The following is an 18,137-nucleotide window of genomic DNA, read 5'->3' on the forward strand; positions in this document are numbered from 1 at the left end:
TTCGTGACCGCAGGAGGGTGCCGTTTGGCATCCTTTTTTTATTGTCAAATCCAACCGTAATCGTTCCATTGACATATTACCAGGAGGCCCGAATTGAGTACTGTACAGCAACCGAAGCGTAATCGATGGATCATCGCCCTGTCCTTTCTACTATGCACGCTGCTCGCTTTAATCAGCGAGAGACTTGGCTATCCCTTTCTATATGGCATAACATTCACCTTTACAAGCGTATTCCTGTTAGTCGGACTTCGCTTGTTCGGGTTCTGGCTCGGATTGCTGGCCGCCGCAGTCGTGCATACGATTGGGACTCAGCTTATGGATCAATCTCTATTCCATAACATCGGACTGCTGGAAATTGCCATTGTCGGTCTGCTCGTTCGCAAGTTCCCGAGTCATCTGTTCGTCTGCGACGCTGCCTTTTGGCTGCTTATCGCTGCCCCACTAACGTATATTACGCATGTTGGTCAATATAACGCTATGGGGACCGATCTGATGCTCGTTACGTCGATTGTGGCGATCAACGGACTGCTGAACGCGCTGTGTGCCGATATTGCCCTGCAATATTTGCCGCTCTCAAAGTGGTCCGGCATCGCTCGCAATTGGCGCAGATCCAGCTCCCTCAACCGCGTCATGTTTCATTTCTCGATCGTGTGCGTTATACTGCCGTTTCTATTGAATATTTACATTAGCAGCACGGGCTCCTTCAAGGAAGCCAGCCGCCACGCCGAGCAGCTTTCCAGCAACGTAGCTTCGATGATCGGAAGAGAATATATGGAGAGCAGGATTCGATATGACGACAATAAGTCCGAGGCCACGCTTGCATACCTGCAATCGCTGATTGCCAAGCATTCGTCCACTCTATACACCATTACCATTACAGATGGAAGCGGCACTGTCATCCCTTGGAACGGCAGCATCCGTAATGACACCTCAAGCTACCGGATTAACAAAGCGCTAAGCAACAACCTTCAATTGCTTATTCCTGTACTTAAAGAGCATCCGCTCCATATCTCGACTTGGCATGAAGGCAAGTTCCGTTACGCCTCGCCCATCCATGATACGGGCCTCATGATCCATATCGATATTCCTTTACATAACTATCAATACTATCTTTTTAATAAATACATCACGCATTTCATTTATTTGATTACACTCGCCTTATTCGCCGCACTTGTTGCGTTCTTCATTAACCGCTGGCTAGGCAGAAGCTTGAAGCGACTAGCCGAAGCGACGAACAATCTGCCGAGCCGCCTAAAGCAGGAAGACCTGATCGAATGGCCGTCCAGCAATATTTTCGAGATCCATGCCTTAATTAGCAACTTCAAGCAAATGGCGGTCAATCTCGTCCACATGTTCGGTGAGACGCAGAAAAACAGCGAGCGCCTGCAAGCTCAAGCGTATATGCTTGGGCAATCGGAGGAGAAACTTCATCGCCTCGCTTATTACGACATGCTGACAGGTTTGCCGAATCGGCTTCACTTTACGAAGCATATTCAAGACATGATTACGATACATGCCGGTAATGAGCATAAGATTGCTGTTATGTTCGCCGATATTAATCGCTTCAAGCAAGTAAACGATACGCTTGGCCATGCAACCGGCGATAGACTCCTGAAGCAGGCTGCCAGCCGCTTCGCAGAGACTGCAACGAGCTTCGATGTATTCCGTCTCGGTGGCGATGAATTCGTCTTCGCCGGCTCATATACCGACGTTGCGGAGGTGCACGACATGGCGGAACAGATCGGCGAAGCATTCTCCAAGCCTTTCGATATCGACGGCATGCCGCTTTACTTAACAATCAGCATTGGCATTAGTCTATATCCGCTCGACGGTGAAGATATCGACACCGTTATTAGCAACGCGGATATCGCCATGTACAGCGCCAAGGAAGAGGGCGACGGCTGCTACCGCTTCTACAAGCCGAAGCTGGCCTCGGTCATGACAGAGAAGATGCACTTGGAGAACGGACTCTACAATGCGCTGCAAACGAACCAATTCTCCTTACACTATCAGCCGAAAATGAGCGCCTCGACAGGGAAGTTATGCGGCATAGAAGCGCTTATCCGCTGGCAGCATCCCGAGCTGGGCCTTATTCCGCCAGATAAGTTCATTCCGCTTGCCGAGCAGGCGGGCTTCATATTAGAAATTGACCGATGGGTGTTCCGCGAGGCTTGCCGCCAGAACAAAGCGTGGCAGGATGCGGGATTACCTCCGATATGCGTATCGGTTAACATCTCGGGCAGACATTTTTTCCAAGGAAACTTAATCGAAATGATCGTATCCGCGTTAGAAGATACGCAATTATCGCCGGAATACGTCAGCATTGAAATTACGGAGGGCGTCTTCATGCGTAATATGGAGCAAGTCATTGAAACGATCCAGTATTTGCGCAAGCTCGGCATCTTAATCTCGATGGACGACTTCGGCACCGGCTACTCAACGCTTAATCAGCTGCAAAGGCTGCCGATCTCCGATGTGAAGCTTGACCGCTCGTTCATTCAAGGCATTACGACCGACGAGAAGAAGTCCTCGATCGTTCGGGCTATTATCGAGCTTGTGCACAGTATGGATATGAGGGTCGTGGCAGAAGGTGTTGAAACCGATGACGAGTCGCAATTTTGCAAGGAGCTGAAGTGCGATGAACTGCAAGGCTACTTATTCAGCAAGCCGCTTCCGGCCCATCAGTTCGAAGCGCTGCTGGCCGGCAGTGCAGCATAAAGCACTGCATAAACAACGAATGGCAGTACAGGATTAGCCTCCTGTACTGCCATTGTTCGTCTTAAGCGCTTGCTCCGGTTTCGGCTTGAGATGCCGATTCGCTTTCGCTTGCCTGTGCCCCGTTCTCCGCTGCCGGCTTGTCACCTTCCTTCGTACCTCGCGCTCCGTTAGGACGCTCCCCGCGCGGACCTTTGCCGCCATCTTGAGCGCGCCCTTGAAGCTCGCCGTTTACAAGCTTCTCAGCATGCTCAGCCAAGGTTGCAAGCTTCTCGTCATACTGCTCCTGCGTCAACTCTCCCGCCGCAAGCTTCTCGGCGAGCTTGGCTTTCACTTCGGTTATGTGCGCATCAATAACGGTTTGTACGGCTATGCCTTTCTCGGCAGCAAGTGCCGCAATCGTTTTCCCGCCATCCAGTGCTTCTTTAAGCTCGTCCGCTCCTAGGCCTAGCGCTGCAGCTACCGCTTCAAGCCCTCCGCCTCCAAAGCCCTTCCCGCCGCGACCGTCATGCTTGCCTAGCCCCTGTCCGCCGCCTTTGGAATCAAGCAGCTTCTCCGCCTGCTCGGCAGCGGTTGGTTTCGTCTTCTCTGCTTGTCCGTCCTTCAGCTTATCGGTGTCCGCAGATGCGGCCGGGGCGCTCGCACGCTCCGCCTCCAGCCATTCGATTAGCTTCGCTTTCAACTCTTCGCGAGTTTTGCCCTGCGCCACTGCGATTTCGCTGAGCGTGCTCGTCTTAAGCTGTGTCTTCAACGCTGCTTCATCAATAGCCAAGTACGCGAGAAGCTGTTCTTGTATGTTTCCGAGGCCATGTCCGCCGAATTGCCCGCCCCTGCCCTTCTTCTCTGCACCGTCGGCCGCTTTGCCGGTTTGGTCAGAATCGGTCTGAGCAACGTCAGACGAGGCAGCATTCACATATTGACTGCTCCAAAGCACGCCGCCTCCCAGTGTCAAAGTAAGCGCGATGGCTCCTGCCGTTATCGCTTTTGCTTTCGGTTTCAATTGAAGCATTCGTAATTCCACCTCTCATCGATAATGTTGTTACAGGAACATCCTACTCTCACTTCCTTAATTGTCCTTTAAAGCCGACTGAAAGTTAGCTGAATTCCGCTCGGAAGCTTATATATTCAACACTTTTCTAACATTGATTCTCGCATTTTTCTAATATCCCATTGTTATGCTTATTGCAGAAAATACAACTAGAATTGTCGATTCCACAAATTACCACCTACATAATCCGACATAAATCGACGATATTCATCATAATCAATGTTTTGGAGAGTGATGGGATGTTTCGTGCGTTCAACAGAAGTTTAGTAGTGGCAAGTTCAATTGTGTTAGCTTTATTATTAATTGTCGTTATCGGAGTTACGGAGACGTTATCCTATAACAGCCAAAAAAACGCCTTTACGCAGGAGATTAATCGTACCGGTGAAACACTCGGTGCCCAGATGGAAGCCAGTTACTTCTTGCTGGGCCGAGGCTACGAGGAGATTAAGGCTGGCGGCGATACGGAGGGCGATGTTTTTCAACAGCTTAAGCAACTGCTGGACACGATGATAAAGAACGAATTAGTGGCGAATGCTTATATATACATGCCCGAAGTAACTGAACAAGACGGGAAGAAGATCGCGACCGTTATGCAAAGCAACGATGCGCTTCATGCTGCCGGTTTTGCTCCCGGCGACACCTATGAGATTCCGGAGATTTTGCAGCCAACGTTCACCGAAGCATCGGCAGACGGATTTGCGGTTTCCAAGGTTTATGAGGACCAGATCGGGCAATGGGTCACCTTAATGACTGAGCTTCAATCTAAAGATGGTCAAGTAGTAGGCATGTTCGGAGTTGATATCGACTATGCTTTCATTAACGCCAAGCTTAGCGAGCTATTATGGAAAAGCATTATCATTGCTGCAATATTCTCAGTCATCGCTATTCTAATAGCTGTCGTACTTATCCGTTTGGTGCTTAAGCCTCTCAAGAGGCTGGCAGAAGTATCGGCGTTAGCCGCTCAGGGCGATCTTACGCTTGCCGTTGCGGTTAAAGGGCAAAACGAAATTTCTCAAGTAGGAACCTCGTTTAACGCAATGATCGCAAGCCTGCGCGAGCTGGCAGGTAACATTAGCACAACTTCAGGCGAGGTTGCGGGCGCTGCGGCCAACATGCAGCAGAGCGCGGAGCAGACCTCGCAAGCAACGCAAGATGTGACAGAAGCGATTCAAGAGGTAGCCGTTGGTTCAGATACGCAGTTGCAAAGCTTCCAAGAATGTCAGCGTGCGATGACGGAGATGACCGTCGGCATACAACGTATTGCGGAATCAACCTCTTCCGTATCCGAGCTAGCCGCAGATACAAGTCAGCTTGCTTCGGAAGGCGAGAGTGTCATTGATTCTACCCTGCAACAGATGCACGAGATTGAAGAGCATGTATCGACAACCGTCGCTACGCTTCACGAGTTGAAGGAGCAAAGCGATAAGATCGGCGGCATCCTCGCGATGATCGGCGATGTCGCGAATCAGACGAATTTGCTGGCGCTTAACGCATCGATCGAGGCAGCGCGTGCCGGCGAGCACGGCAAAGGGTTCGCCGTTGTTGCTCATGAAATTCGCAAGCTGGCCGAACGTTCGAAGGAATCATCGGAGCAGATTGGCGCGATTCTGCACAGCATCGGCAGCGGTACGTCGCATGCGGTGCTGACGATGGAGAAATCGGCAGTCGCAGCCCGAGAAGGATCAATCGTGAGCGCGAAGGCAGGCGAATCGTTCCGCGCCATCGTTACGTCGATACGCGATGTATCCAGCCAAGTGCAAGAGGTATCCGCCGCTTCCGAGCAGATGTCGGCCGGCAGCGAACAGATCGCCGCTTCGCTTGACCAGCTCGAAGGCATTGCAGCTACATCGGCAGATAACGCGCAGCGCGTAGCAGCCGCTTCCGAAGAGCAGCTCGCCTCGATGCAAGAGGTCGCAAGCTCATCCGAGCAGCTTCGCAATCTGGCGAACACGCTGAATGAAACGATCGGACGCTTCAAAACCTAATTTATCAGATCACGCTAACCCCTCCTCCTTATATATAAAGAAGGCTAGCCTCTCCTAATGGAGAAGCTAGCCTTCTTCGCTTATATGGTCTACTTCACTATCTATGAACCCAAACAAACTCACTAATTACGCTGAATGATACCGCGCTCCGCCAAATAATGAGGCAAAGCTCACTGCCCATGAAGTCAGCTTCACGGCTAATGAGGTTTGCCTCACTAATCTCCGCAAACAGCCAATATCACCACTATATAGTGAGATTTAACTCACTATTTCATGAGATCCTTCACTATTCCCCGCCCCGGCATGGAGCAGGCAGGCTTCAAACCGCCTTATGCCGGCTGCGTCGCGCCGCCCTGCTGCAGCTGATACATCGCGTAATATTTGCCGCGATGCTCCATCAACTGCTCGTGATTGCCGCGCTCGACGATCTCGCCGCGGTCGAGCACAAGAATCTGATCGGCCGCGCGAATCGTCGACAGCCGATGCGCGATAACGAACGTCGTTCGCCCCTTCTTAAGCACATCGAGCGCCTCTTGAATGATCGCCTCGGTCTCCGTATCGATACTCGCCGTCGCCTCGTCCAAGATCAGAATCGCGGGATCGTATGCGAGCGCCCGCGCGAACGAGATCAATTGCCGCTGACCGGCCGACAGCGTGCTGCCCTTCTCGATAACCGGCGCGTCAATACCGCCCGGCAGCACGCTGAACATTTCGTAGGCGCCGACATCGCGCAGCGATTGCTCGACCTTCTCCCTGCTGATCGCCGGGTTATCCAAGCTGACGTTCGAGGCGATCGTTCCGGTGAACAGGAACGGATCCTGCAGCACGATGCCCATATGCTGGCGCAGCAGCTGCTTCGGTATATCGCGAACCTCCTTGCCGTCCACGACGATACGGCCCTCATTAATATCGTAGAAGCGGAACAGCAGATTCAAGATCGAGCTTTTGCCCGAGCCGGTATGACCGACAAGCGCGACCGTCTCGCCCTGCTTCGCATGGAAATCAATGTTCTTCAGCACGTATTCGCCTTTCTTGTAAGCGAACGAGACGCGCTCGAACTGCACATCGCCCTTGTAACGATCCATCGTGCCAGGCACGACGTCGATGCCTTCCTCGTCCATGAGCAGGAACACCCTCTCTGCCGATACGCGCGCTGTCTCTAGGTTGGACAGCTGGTTCACGATACCGACAATCGGCGCGAACATCCGGTTCATGTAATCGACGAAGGCGTACAGAACGCCTACCGATACAGCCGTGCCGAACCAATCTCCCCAGAATAGCCAGATGACAATGAGGAACAAAATGTTCCGCACGACGTTAACGAGGTTATGGGATGTAATGGAGTTCAAGCTGAGCAGCTTGTTCTGATACTTGTAATAATGCTCATTAAGCGACTCGAACTCCTTGTTCGTCTCCTCTTGGCGACGGAATGCTTGAATGATCGGCATCCCTTGAATCGACTCGTTAAGCATGCCGTTAATCTCGCTCAGCTTGGAGCGGATAATGCGGTTATAACGCGCCGCGAACTTGCGGTAGACGATAATCCATACGATAAGGATCGGCACTAGCGGCAGCGAAATGAGCGCCAGTCTTGCATCGAGCAGGAACAATGCCCCGTAGATCGCCGCCATATAAATAATGCCCGTAAAAAAGTTTGCCAGCACCGCGACGTACAGCTCGCGGATCGCCTCGGTATCATTCGTGATGCGCGAGACGACCTGACCCGCCGATAAATTGTCGTAATAGTTAACCGGCAGCCGCTGCGTATGCGCGAAAATGTCGTTCCGCATCCGGCGGACGATCTTGTTCGCCGACGTCTGCAGCATCAGCCGCTGGCCGTACGTGAACACAGCCACAAGCAGCAGCAAGCCGAAGTACAGCGCCGCCATTGTCAGCAAAGCCGGAAATTCCGGCTTATAGAAGCTATACAGCTCCGAGGACGAGAGCTTGGTCACGGGATAGCTCGCTTGCTCGCCTGTTTCCTTGCTCGTTATGGTCATCGTGCCGTCCGTGACGACACGCTTGCCGTCCTCGAACTTCAGCGGCTCTTCCAGCCAATAGAACTGGCGCACCGATTGAAGCACGCGAACCTCTGCGCCCTTCTGCTCATCCGCAGCGAAGTGATCCTCGCGCTTATACCATTTATCTTTATAAAGAACCGCATACGGCTGTTCTGCCGAAACCTCATGCCACTTCTTCTCGATGCCGAGAATGTTCTGGTCAATCATTCGCTTAGCGATGAATGGTCCTGCAAGCTCCGCGCTGACCGCAAGCACGAGCAGCAGCAGCGCCAGCAGGATCGGTTTCTTATAAAGCATGGCGTATTGAAACAACCTCTTGCCCGTTGTCTGTTTCATTGTCCTTCACGCCCCTAAATTATGAATCTGCACTTATTACTCTTCGATAAAAGCTTCCAGCTGCTGGCGATCGTATTGCTCGCGATACCAGCCGCCGTTCTCCAGCAACTGTTCATGCGTGCCTTCCTGTACGATGCGTCCTTCGTCGAGGACGATAATCCAGTCCGCATGCTGAACGGCCGACAGCCTGTGCGTCGTAATAAGCGTTGTCTTGCCGACGCGCTCCGTACGGATGCCGTCAATGATTTCCGCTTCCGTCTTCGCGTCTACCGCGGACAAAGCGTCGTCCAGCAGCAATATTTCCGGATCGGCGATAAGCGCCCTGGCGATGCTGACCCGCTGCTTCTGCCCGCCGGACAGCGCAACGCCCTTCTCGCCTACCATCGTCTGGAGACCGTCCGGAAGGAACTGAATATCCTTCGCGAACGAAGCGCGTTGCAGAGCACGCTGCATATCTTCATCCGTCGCATCGCTCTTCCCAAACATAATATTTTCCTTCACCGTTCTCGAGAACAAAATCGGCTGCTGCGGCACATAGCCAACCCAGCGCAGCCACTCCTGCGTGCGCAGATGACCAATCGATGAGCCCGAGATCGTAATATCGCCTTGTCCAAGCGGGTACTCGCGCAACAGCTGCTTCAACAGCGTTGTTTTGCCGCTGCCGGTCCGACCGACAATACCAAGCGTCTGGCCTTGGCGAAGCGTGAACGACACGTCCGCTAAGTTGTCGACTGTCGAGGACGGGTAACGGAACGTAACATCCCGGAACTGAAGACCTTCCGGCTCCTTCACCGCAACCGGATCGGCGGCTTCGGGAACGTCCGGCTTATAGCCGAGCGTCTCGTTGACACGATCAAGCGACGCGTTGCCGCGCTGCATAATGTTGATAAGCTCGCCGATGGCGAACATCGGCCAGATGAGCATGCCGAGGAATACGTTAAACGAGACAAGCTCGCCAAGCGTAATTTCATTATGGAATACGAGATAACCGCCGTAACATAAACCGATCAAGTAACTCGTTCCGACAAGCACTTTCATCGTCGGCTCGAACAACGCGTCGATCTTGGCGACTGCGATGTTTTTGCCTAGCACTTCCTTCGTCTTCGCTTTGAATCTCGATTCGCTCGCTTCCTCCTGTACGAATGCGCGGATAACCCGCACGCCCGCTACAGACTCCAGAACCTGGTCATTCAGATCGCCAAAGGCGTCCTGCGCGTCCATGAACCGCTCGTGAATCTTCTTGCCGAAGTAGCTCATCGCCAGCGCCATAAGAGGCAGCGGCAGAAGCGAAGCCAACGTCAGCTTCACGCTGATAAGGCCGGCCATGACGATCAGAATCGTAATCATGAACAGCGTCGAATCGACGAGCGTCAAGATGCCGAAACCGGCTGTCGTCGCCACCGCGCCAAGGTCATTCGTCGATCGGGCCATCAGGTCGCCCGTACGGTTGCGCTCGTAKAACGTCGGCGTCATCTTCAGGAAATGCCGCATCAACCTCGACCGAAGCAATCGTTCCAGCACGAATGCGCCCCCGAACAATTGATAATGCCACACATATGTAATGACATACCCGATAATCGTTAAAGCGATCCAGCTGACTACAATAAGCTGGAAGTCGGCGTYGCCCAGTACGCCTTGGTGAATGCCGTCAATCGTATAACCGATCAGCCACGGCGGAATGACATCGATGAATCCCGTCAGAACGAGGAGCGTGATCGCTAGCGTATACCGCTTCCAGTTCATGCCGAAAAACCATTTTAATTTTTTGAGTACAATAAACATCCTTCTCTACCACACCTTCCGCTATCCATCCTTACGACATTCTTCCCTTAGAAAAAAACAAAAGAAGCGCGCCGCCGCAACGACACGCTTCTTCCTTCCGCCGCGGGACGTGCGGGCAGCCTGCGAACAGGCTGCCGCAACCCGATTGCGGCAAACGAAAAGGCGCAAAGTTACGGTAACGTAACCCTGCGCCCCTATTGACGGGTATACTCCCTTATTACAGGGAAATGACGCGCGGATGGATTACGTTATTCATGTTGAAACGATGAATCATGATTCCTGCTGCAATGGCTCTCATAAATTTCCGCATGTAACGTAACCCTCCTCTCGAATAAAATCTAATTGTCACTTTACCATCCGTTGAAAACGATGTCAACCACAAAATTACAGCTCCTAACCCTTTACAAAACCTTCGCATCACAATAATTTCAAGTTAACATTCAACTTGTATTCTAGTTGCGTACCAGTTATGTTAACGAAATAAACGGGTCTAGATGAAGGGAGCTTATACGATATAATGACGACGACAACGCAGCAAGTTAACGATTCCGATGTAAAAGTTCTGCCTTTCCAGGGCGTACTTAACTTCCGCGACATGGGCGGATATGAGACGAATGACGGACGCAAGGTGAAGCGCGGGCTGCTCTTCCGCTCCGCCGAGCTGACAGGCATGACAGAGAGCGACCGCGAGCTGTTCGCTTCGCTTGGCATTAAGACCGTGTTCGATTACCGCGACGACAAAGAAGCCGAGCTTAAGCCGGACCCTCTCTTCGATAACGTAGCTAACGTTCGTGTTCCTGCGATGAACCAGCCTCATAATACAGGCGATATTCGCGAGATGCTGAAGTCCGACCTGTTCCGTAATATGTCCGTCGAGACGTTCGCCGACATGTACGTGCAGATGGCCATCGACAACGTCTCCTTCAAGAAGCTGATGTCGCTCCTTCAGGAATCGGAGAGCCTCGGGCTGCTGCACCACTGCGCAGCCGGACGCGACCGTACCGGCATCGGCAGCGCCTTCATTCTACTTGCTCTCGGCGTCGATCGCGAGACGATTATTGAAGACTACCTGATCTCGAACGTTACGCTTGTCTCGATGAACGAGAAGATGAAGGAGCAGTTGGCCGGGCTTCTCGACGAAGAGCAAATGGAGCGCTTGTCAGCGATGTTCCAGCTCCGCCGCGAGTTCATGGAAGCCGTATTCGGCGCTATCGATACGAAGTACGGCGACACGGACAGCTTCCTGGAGCAAGAGTTCGGCCTCGATGCCGATAAGCGCGCAGCGCTCCAAGACCGCTGCCTGGAATAGTCGGCTGTCGTCCCAAAATCCTTACGCTAAGGACCTCCGGCTTCCACTGTAAAGTGGAGGCTGCGGTCCTTTTTCGATTGTCCATTTCCTATTCGGGGATATGAATGGATTTTGTGCAGTCAAATGGCCGGAAACGATACGATATCAGAGTTTGATTGGATTGTGTACAGTCTAATGGACAGAGGAACCCTGCTAAGGGCTAAAATGCCGGTTTGACTGTATGTTCTCCACTCAAAAGTCGCTTATTAGGCGATTGGGGCCGATTAGACTGTATGAAATACAGGCAAAAACAACTTATTCCGTCTATCGAAAGTGACAAAACCAACAGCTCCTTTTAAACCATTCTTTATCGGATGTATGCTTCCGGCCTCCTATATACTTTAGGTGATACCCATCCGTATTAAAGGAGGCGTGAATGTCATGGCAAACGTGTTCGAGGTTGCCCAAACGCTCATTCAGCATATACAAACCCGCTTCAAAGGTGATATAGCCCTGGTCGCCTATTACGGCTCTTATGCGCAAGGAACGGCTACCTCCCGCTCCGACCTCGACTTCTTCTTCATTCCATCTACGCCGCAAGGCTTCCGCGCGGCTCTATCGTTCCTATGCGGCGGCATCAGCTTCGACTTTTGGCCCATCAGATGGGAGCGCGCGGAGCGGATGGCCGCTTTCGAAGAGCCGAATACATCCATCATCGCCGACTGCAAGCTGCTGTACGTCCGTTCGGACGCCGATCTTGCCCGCTTCGAGCAGCTCCGCAAGCGAATCTCCGAAACCGGCAAGCCGTCGCTCGCCCTCATAGAGAAAGCGGAAAATCATTTGCGCGACGCCTACGTTCATATGTACCAAATGTCTCTGCTCCACAACGACTCAACTGGTAATCTGACGCTGTTCCGAACGGAGGCGCATGGTGTTCTGACTCATGCGCTGTATGCCCTCGCTCTGCTTAACGGCACTTATTTCACGAAAGGCTGGGGCAAAAACACAGAGCAAATCAACCAATTTCATCTGAAACCAGCGAGGCTGGATGAACACATGCACACTTTTATGCAGACAAGCGAGACAAAGGAAATACAAACGGCAAGCGAGCAGCTTGTGCAAGATATGCTGGAACTGTTGAACGCCCAGAAGGCGCATTATGCGGCCGGACCTGATTACAAAGGGCGTATGAAAGGATTTTACGAGGAAATCAGAGGGCAATTCGATAAGCTGTTAACGGCTTGCGAGGCGAATGATTATACGACAGCTTTCTTCTGGTCCATCGGCGCCCAGGATGAGATTGCACGTTTCCTCTACTATTCGAGAAATGGCTATTGGCCAAGCGCCGTACTCGCCACCGCAGACTACATGCATGAATATATCGCTGTTGGATTGCCTGATCTGCCTAAGCTGCTCGCCTCCGATCGATTATCCGAGCTGCGGGACATGATTCTGCTTCTTGATGAGCGGCTGCGCTCCCTACTCCAGTCGCATACCGTACACATTGCCGAATTTGAGACACCTCAGCAGCTAGAGCTGTATCTAGACCAGCGGGGTTAGCCCCCACTCGACGGCCGTCACAAATCGTTGCTTTTTGCTGTGTTTTCAATCACATATATAGCTTCCTGCGATTGTTTATACTAAGGCTGCATCATCACAAACTTCCGTATAAACCTCCAGGAGGGGATATTTCATGTTAAGCAACAATACAGTAGCTATTATCAAATCAACCGTTCCGGTTCTCGAAGTGCACGGACTTGCCATTACGAAGCGTTTCTATGAAATGCTGTTCGCGAGCCATCCCGAGCTGCTCCATATTTTCAACCATGCGAACCAGAAGCAAGGAAGACAGCAAACGGCGCTTGCCAATACGGTGTATGCGGCCGCACTGCATATTGACCGCCTGCCGGACATCCTGCCCGTGGTCAAACAAATCGCGCATAAGCACCGCAGCTTAGGCGTGAAGGTGGAGCATTATCCAATTGTCGGCCATCACTTGCTGCAGGCGATTAAGGATGTTCTTGGCGATGCTGCGACGGATGACATTTTGCAGGCTTGGGGTGAAGCTTACGGCGTCATCGCCGATGTCTTCATTAGCGTAGAAGCTGAAATGTACGAAGAGGCGAAGCGTCAGTCCGGAGGCTGGGACGGTTGGAGAGCGTTCACGGTTGAGAAAATAGTAGAGGAAAGCGACGTCATCACCTCCTTTTACTTTGTTCCGCAGGATGGCGGAGCGCTTGCTCTATACGAGGCAGGTCAATATATAAGCGTCAAATTGGACATTCCCGGCGAGAAGTATACGCATATACGTCAATACAGCTTGTCCGACAAGTCAGGCAACCCTTATTATCGCATTACCATCAAACGCGAAAACACGCTGCAGGATCGGCCGGCCGGCATCGCATCCGTCTACCTGCATGAGCAAATTCAGCAAGGCGATGCGTTATGGCTATCGGCGCCTGCCGGAGATTTCACGCTGAATACGAATGACGATCAGCCGCTTGTCCTGCTCAGCGGAGGTGTCGGTATTACGCCTATGCTTAGCATGCTCCATACAGCTCTCGAACAACAGCCCGGACGAGAGATTGCGTTCATCCACGCCGCGCAGAACGGAAATGTTCATGCCATGAAGCAGGAAGTTGAAGCGCTGCAAAATAGACATCAACATCTCAAAGTCTATTATGTGTATAATCAACCGAACATACGCGACAGAGAGCAACAAGCTTTTCATAAAGAAGGGTATGTGGATCTAGCTTGGCTGCAATCGGTCGTCGCTTCGCCGGACTCGCGCTTCTATTTCTGCGGCCCCGTCCCTTTCATGAAGACCGTATACGGTATGTTAAACGAATGGGGAGTCGCTGCGGATCATATCAGCTACGAGTTCTTCGGACCTTCCGGCAGCCTAACCGCGGAATCAGAAGCTTGAGCGCGAAGCAGCCGATTGACCGTCTCGCGGCGCAGGCCGATCAATTGGCCGATCTCGTCCTGCGTCAGGACGTCCGTTAGCGAAGATGCACCGATATATTGACGGAACCATTGCTGCAGCTTGATCAGCTTGTCCATCGGCTTCACCTGCGACAATTGATCAATACGCTGCTGCAGCATGCGAAGCTTGCTTTGCAGAAGCAAAGCGACCTCCTGATATTTCTCCGGACTGCGAGCCAGTTCTTCATACCATTCGCTCGGCTGCAGCATGACCACCTCGCTCGTAACGAGCGCAACAGCCGTGCCGTGGTAGGGCATCGGGCTAATCAAGGAATGGTGAGGAATCGTTTCATAGGGCGTAATAATATTAACGAGAAGCGGACTCCCGTCCTCGTGCGTTCGGACGATCTTGAGCATGCCGCTGCGGAGATGGTAGAGCGATCCCGTCTCTCCTTGGCGAAACAATATTTCTCCTTTATGCAGCAGCATTTCGCCACTCCTTCATTTGTTAATGTATACCATATAACGTCGTCCATCTCTATGGACGGCGTTTTTTTGTGTTATAATACTTGTTGCTGCGCCTGCGTTACGTAAGCGCCGCAGCTATTATTCTCATCAAAAAGAAAGAAGGATCCAATCATAATGACCATTAAGTCCGTAGCTATCTGTGCTTATATTGTTCTGATCTACTGGATCTCCCTGCATGTTTCGATTATGCATACTTTGTTTTTCCCTACGCTGGGCGCATTCAGCCTGTTGTTCATATCGAAGCCTTTCAAAAAGGATGTCGTCGGAAAAATCGCCTTTGGCGCAATAACCGCATCGCTGATCGGCTCGGTGTGCATGCACTTCAGCACCGGCGTTCTGTCGATACTTCTGAATACGGTAGCCGTGATGTGGCTGATCCGCAAGTTCAAATGGAACGCTCCTCCTATTCTGGCCGTGTCCTTTATCCCCTTCTTCACCCAGCCGTCAACGATATGGATTACGCCGTTGTCCGTAGCGGTATCTCTGCTAGGATTGCTGCTCTTCCTCTATGCCGCCGTTCGTCTGGAGCGCAAGTTCGGCGAAGCCCCGCCGTTCATCCGCCGCAGCACTGAACAAGAGGCGCCAGAACGCGCGGTGATGTAACTTTAACGCCTCCACTCCTCCGGCAACAATCGGTTGTAATGAGGCTGCATGTAACGGTCGTCAATAAGCATCAGCGTGCCGCTATCGGTCTCCGAACGAATGAGACGTCCGCCTGCTTGCAGCACCTTGTTCATACCGGGAAAGACGTAGGCATAGTCATAGCCGCTCTTGCCCTGCTCATTGAAGTAATCGCGAATCATATTCCGCTCTAAGCCTAACTGCGGCAGTCCCACGCCAACAACGACGACGCCGACCAGTCGGTCTCCCGCCAAATCAACGCCTTCGGAGAACACACCGCCCATGACCGCAAAGCCGATCAATGATCGCTCCTTGCCGCCCTGGAAGCTGTCCAGGAACTGATCCCGCTCCTCCTCGGACATATCCCGCTGCTGCAGCAGCACCTCAGCCTTCTTCTCATCCTCTTCCCTCATCGTCCAGCTCTCCATAAAGGTCTGATGCACCGCGTTCATATATGCGTACGAAGGGAAAAATACGAAGTAATTTCCAGGCTTCTCCGTTACCAATTGCGCAAGCTGACGAGCAATCGGCGCATACGAATCATCGCGATCCTGATAACGGGTCGACACCGGCTTCACGATCACTTCCAGCTGTTCCTTATCGAACGGCGAAGCGACGGCCAGCGTATAGTCCTTCTCCCCCGCCCCAAGCATGTCCATATAATAAGATACCGGAGACAGCGTTGCCGAAAAATAAATATGGGACCGATACCCTTTGCCCATCAATTGCAGCATTTCCGAGGGATCGAGGCAGAACAGCTTCACGCGAAGCTCGTTCTTCGTGAGTTCCGTCAACGTCACATATTTATCGTCGTAATGCTTAGCGGTACGAATGAAGTTTTGCGCGGCAAAATAGGTGTCGAGCAGCAGCTCGCTTACACTTTGCCCTCCGGCGAGCAGCCGTTCCATCGCGGCGGCGAACGTTTCTACTAGCGCTACAAGCTCCGCTGGAAGCAGCTTTTCTACAAGCTGCGGCGAATCCTCGCTCCCCTTGCGAAGCGCAATGAAATAATCATTAACCGCCTTGGCTGCTTTGTAGCCTGCCTGATCCGTTCCCTTCAACTCTCGCTGCAGCGCAAGGAACGCCGACTTCACCAGCTCGGCCGAATACATCTCGCGCGCCCGGTCCACTAGATTATGCGCTTCGTCGACAAGCAGCGCGGTCTTGCGCTTCTGCTCATTATATTGCCGCTTGAACGAAATACGTGGATCAAAAATATAATTGTAGTCGCAAATGACCGCATCGGCCGCGTAAGCGAGATCCAGCGAGAATTCGAACGGACATACCCGGTGAATCTGCGCATATCGCTCGATGATCGAACGCGTGATGATCGTTTCATTAGCGAGTATATCAAGCACCGCCCCGTTGATCCGGTCATAGTAGCCGTCCGCGAACGGACAATGCTCTTTCTCGCAACGCACTTCGTCCTGAAAGCATATTTTATCCTTTGCCGTAATCGTAACCGTATGCATCCGCAGTCCCTGCTCATCCATCAGCAGCAGCGCATCCTCAGCAGCTTTCCTCGTCGTTGTGCGAGCCGTCAGGTAATAGAAGCGCTGAAGCATACCTGCTCCGATCGCCTTGACAGCCGGAAACGTCGTCGAGATCGTCTTGCCGATGCCCGTCGGCGCTCTGGCGAACAGCCGCACGCCCTCATTGATCGACTTGTAGACCGCGCCGGCCAGCTTGCGCTGTCCCGCACGATATGTGCCGAAAGGAAAGGCGAGCGATTCGATGCTCGCATCCCGCTCAGCTGCATGACGAACGCGAAGCGCTGCATACGGAATATATCGCTGTACGACATCCTCTACGAATCGTTCGAGTTCCTCGAAGGACACCATGCGATGGAATTGCTGCAGCCTGTCGGTCTGCGTATGCACATAGGTCAACTGCACCCGCATCTGCGGCATTTGCTCATCCTTGGCATACATATAGGCATAGAACATCGCTTGCGCCCAGTGCACCGGATAAGAGTGTTCGGTTATAAGGTCTAGGTCACCGGATGTAGACTTAATCTCATCTATCGTTATAGCATGCTCGGTGGCAAGCAGTCCGTCGCATCGGCCATCCACCGCAATAACAAGCCCTTCCGCCTCGATGTCCGCCTTCAAATATACTTCCTTGCGGTCAAGCTCGCCGTACTGCTGCTGAATCCGCTGATGCGCTTTCGTTCCTTCATGCAATGCGTCTACCGCATTCAGCTTCACATCAATGCTGCCGCTCAGGTAGACATATTCGACCAGATGCCTTACCGATATCGCGATCGTACTCGGTTTGTCTGACATGACTTAGCTCCCCGACTCCTCCAAGAACATTTGTTCCTCTATTGTATCATGCTCAGCGGCAACAGACACATAGAAAAAGGCGTCCTATACGGACGCCTTCTCCCTTCTACTCCTCCGTCTCTTCCTCGGGATGCAGCCCGACGCCGTTCAGCAGATCGGTGCCGTGGAAATCCTGCTCCGGGGACGCCGGGTCTACCGGGCTGTTCTTTGCGATGTCATCGGCATCCGGCACGGCAGCCATCTCAGCCGAAATCTCCTCGGGCGTGTCTACCTCGTCATCCCCTTCACCCGAGATGATGGCGCTGGATAAACCCGCCTCGCTATCCGGATATCTTCGTAACAGCTCGTCCGTCGCGTCCAGCACGGCGCTCGTCTGCTCCTCGTCCGCAAACAGTCCAAAAGCCGGATCGATATCCCTCTCCGTCACAAGATCGTTGTGCTCACGATCCCTACGCTCCTCCTCATTCCAATACACATCTATCGCCTCCGCTTACATATTCGTTATCCATCATATATTACCCCGAAGCTGCGTTATTCTAACCATCTGACTTTTGAAGGGAAAACTGTCGAATAATGAAGGAATAACTGCCTGCTCCGTAGAAA

Annotated in this window: 12 protein-coding genes; 6 read left to right on the forward strand and 6 right to left on the reverse strand. The window is 52.5% G+C overall.

The window, feature by feature from the left end:
• The first annotated feature begins 93 nt into the window (after window positions 1-93).
• Complete coding sequence (locus AB4Z33_RS11765) at window positions 94-2,718, forward strand: EAL domain-containing protein (RefSeq protein ID WP_442050115.1); 2,625 nt, start codon at window positions 94-96, stop codon at window positions 2,716-2,718.
• A gap of 61 nt (window positions 2,719-2,779) precedes the next feature.
• Here AB4Z33_RS11765 and AB4Z33_RS11770 read toward each other — a convergent pair whose 3' ends face one another.
• Window positions 2,780-3,724 carry a hypothetical protein gene (locus AB4Z33_RS11770; protein ID WP_442050116.1) on the reverse strand — a complete coding sequence of 315 codons (945 nt, stop codon included), beginning with the start codon at window positions 3,722-3,724 and terminating at the stop codon, window positions 2,780-2,782.
• A 308-nt stretch (window positions 3,725-4,032) separates the two neighbouring features.
• On the opposite strand from AB4Z33_RS11770, the gene AB4Z33_RS11775 reads away from it, so the two are divergent.
• Window positions 4,033-5,748 carry a methyl-accepting chemotaxis protein gene (locus AB4Z33_RS11775; RefSeq protein WP_442050117.1) on the forward strand — a complete coding sequence of 572 codons (1,716 nt, stop codon included), beginning with the start codon at window positions 4,033-4,035 and terminating at the stop codon, window positions 5,746-5,748.
• A 329-nt stretch (window positions 5,749-6,077) separates the two neighbouring features.
• On the opposite strand, the gene AB4Z33_RS11780 is transcribed toward AB4Z33_RS11775, so the two are convergent.
• The gene (locus AB4Z33_RS11780) at window positions 6,078-8,105 is read right to left on the reverse strand and encodes an ABC transporter ATP-binding protein (protein ID WP_442050118.1); all 2,028 of its coding nucleotides are present in this window, start codon (window positions 8,103-8,105) and stop codon (window positions 6,078-6,080) included.
• 36 nt (window positions 8,106-8,141) lie between these two features.
• Window positions 8,142-9,887 (reverse strand): ABC transporter ATP-binding protein, encoded by a 1,746-nt coding sequence (locus AB4Z33_RS11785; protein ID WP_442050119.1) that lies wholly within the window; start codon window positions 9,885-9,887, stop codon window positions 8,142-8,144.
• A 517-nt stretch (window positions 9,888-10,404) separates the two neighbouring features.
• On the opposite strand from AB4Z33_RS11785, the gene AB4Z33_RS11790 reads away from it, so the two are divergent.
• The 3 genes from AB4Z33_RS11790 (at window position 10,405) to hmpA (ending at window position 14,101) form a co-directional block, all read left to right on the forward strand.
• Window positions 10,405-11,196, forward strand: a complete 792-nt coding sequence (locus tag AB4Z33_RS11790; protein WP_442050120.1) for a tyrosine-protein phosphatase — start codon at window positions 10,405-10,407, stop codon at window positions 11,194-11,196.
• A gap of 420 nt (window positions 11,197-11,616) precedes the next feature.
• On the forward strand, window positions 11,617-12,735 hold the full coding sequence (locus AB4Z33_RS11795) for a nucleotidyltransferase domain-containing protein (protein ID WP_442050121.1): 1,119 nt from the start codon (window positions 11,617-11,619) through the stop codon (window positions 12,733-12,735).
• A gap of 133 nt (window positions 12,736-12,868) precedes the next feature.
• Entirely contained in the window at window positions 12,869-14,101 is a 1,233-nt protein-coding gene (hmpA, locus tag AB4Z33_RS11800; protein WP_442050122.1) for an NO-inducible flavohemoprotein, read from the forward strand.
• Here hmpA and AB4Z33_RS11805 read toward each other — a convergent pair.
• Window positions 14,050-14,589: a Crp/Fnr family transcriptional regulator gene (locus AB4Z33_RS11805; RefSeq protein WP_442050123.1), complete on the reverse strand. Its 540-nt coding sequence runs from the start codon at window positions 14,587-14,589 to the stop codon at window positions 14,050-14,052. The genes hmpA and AB4Z33_RS11805 overlap by 52 nt on opposite strands.
• A gap of 153 nt (window positions 14,590-14,742) precedes the next feature.
• On the opposite strand from AB4Z33_RS11805, the gene AB4Z33_RS11810 reads away from it, so the two are divergent.
• Window positions 14,743-15,231 carry a hypothetical protein gene (locus AB4Z33_RS11810; RefSeq protein WP_442050124.1) on the forward strand — a complete coding sequence of 163 codons (489 nt, stop codon included), beginning with the start codon at window positions 14,743-14,745 and terminating at the stop codon, window positions 15,229-15,231.
• Window positions 15,232-15,233: 2 nt separating this feature from the next.
• Here the strand turns inward: AB4Z33_RS11810 and AB4Z33_RS11815 are convergent, their stop codons facing one another.
• Window positions 15,234-17,534, reverse strand: coding sequence for an ATP-dependent DNA helicase (locus AB4Z33_RS11815; protein ID WP_442050125.1), 2,301 nt, complete (start codon window positions 17,532-17,534; stop codon window positions 15,234-15,236).
• 106 nt (window positions 17,535-17,640) lie between these two features.
• On the reverse strand, window positions 17,641-18,009 hold the full coding sequence (locus AB4Z33_RS11820; RefSeq protein ID WP_442050126.1) for a hypothetical protein: 369 nt from the start codon (window positions 18,007-18,009) through the stop codon (window positions 17,641-17,643).
• Window positions 18,010-18,137 lie beyond the last annotated feature (128 nt).

Source organism: Paenibacillus sp. 2TAB19 (assembly GCF_052115185.1).
In the GTDB taxonomy this organism is placed as follows: domain Bacteria; phylum Bacillota; class Bacilli; order Paenibacillales; family Paenibacillaceae; genus Pristimantibacillus.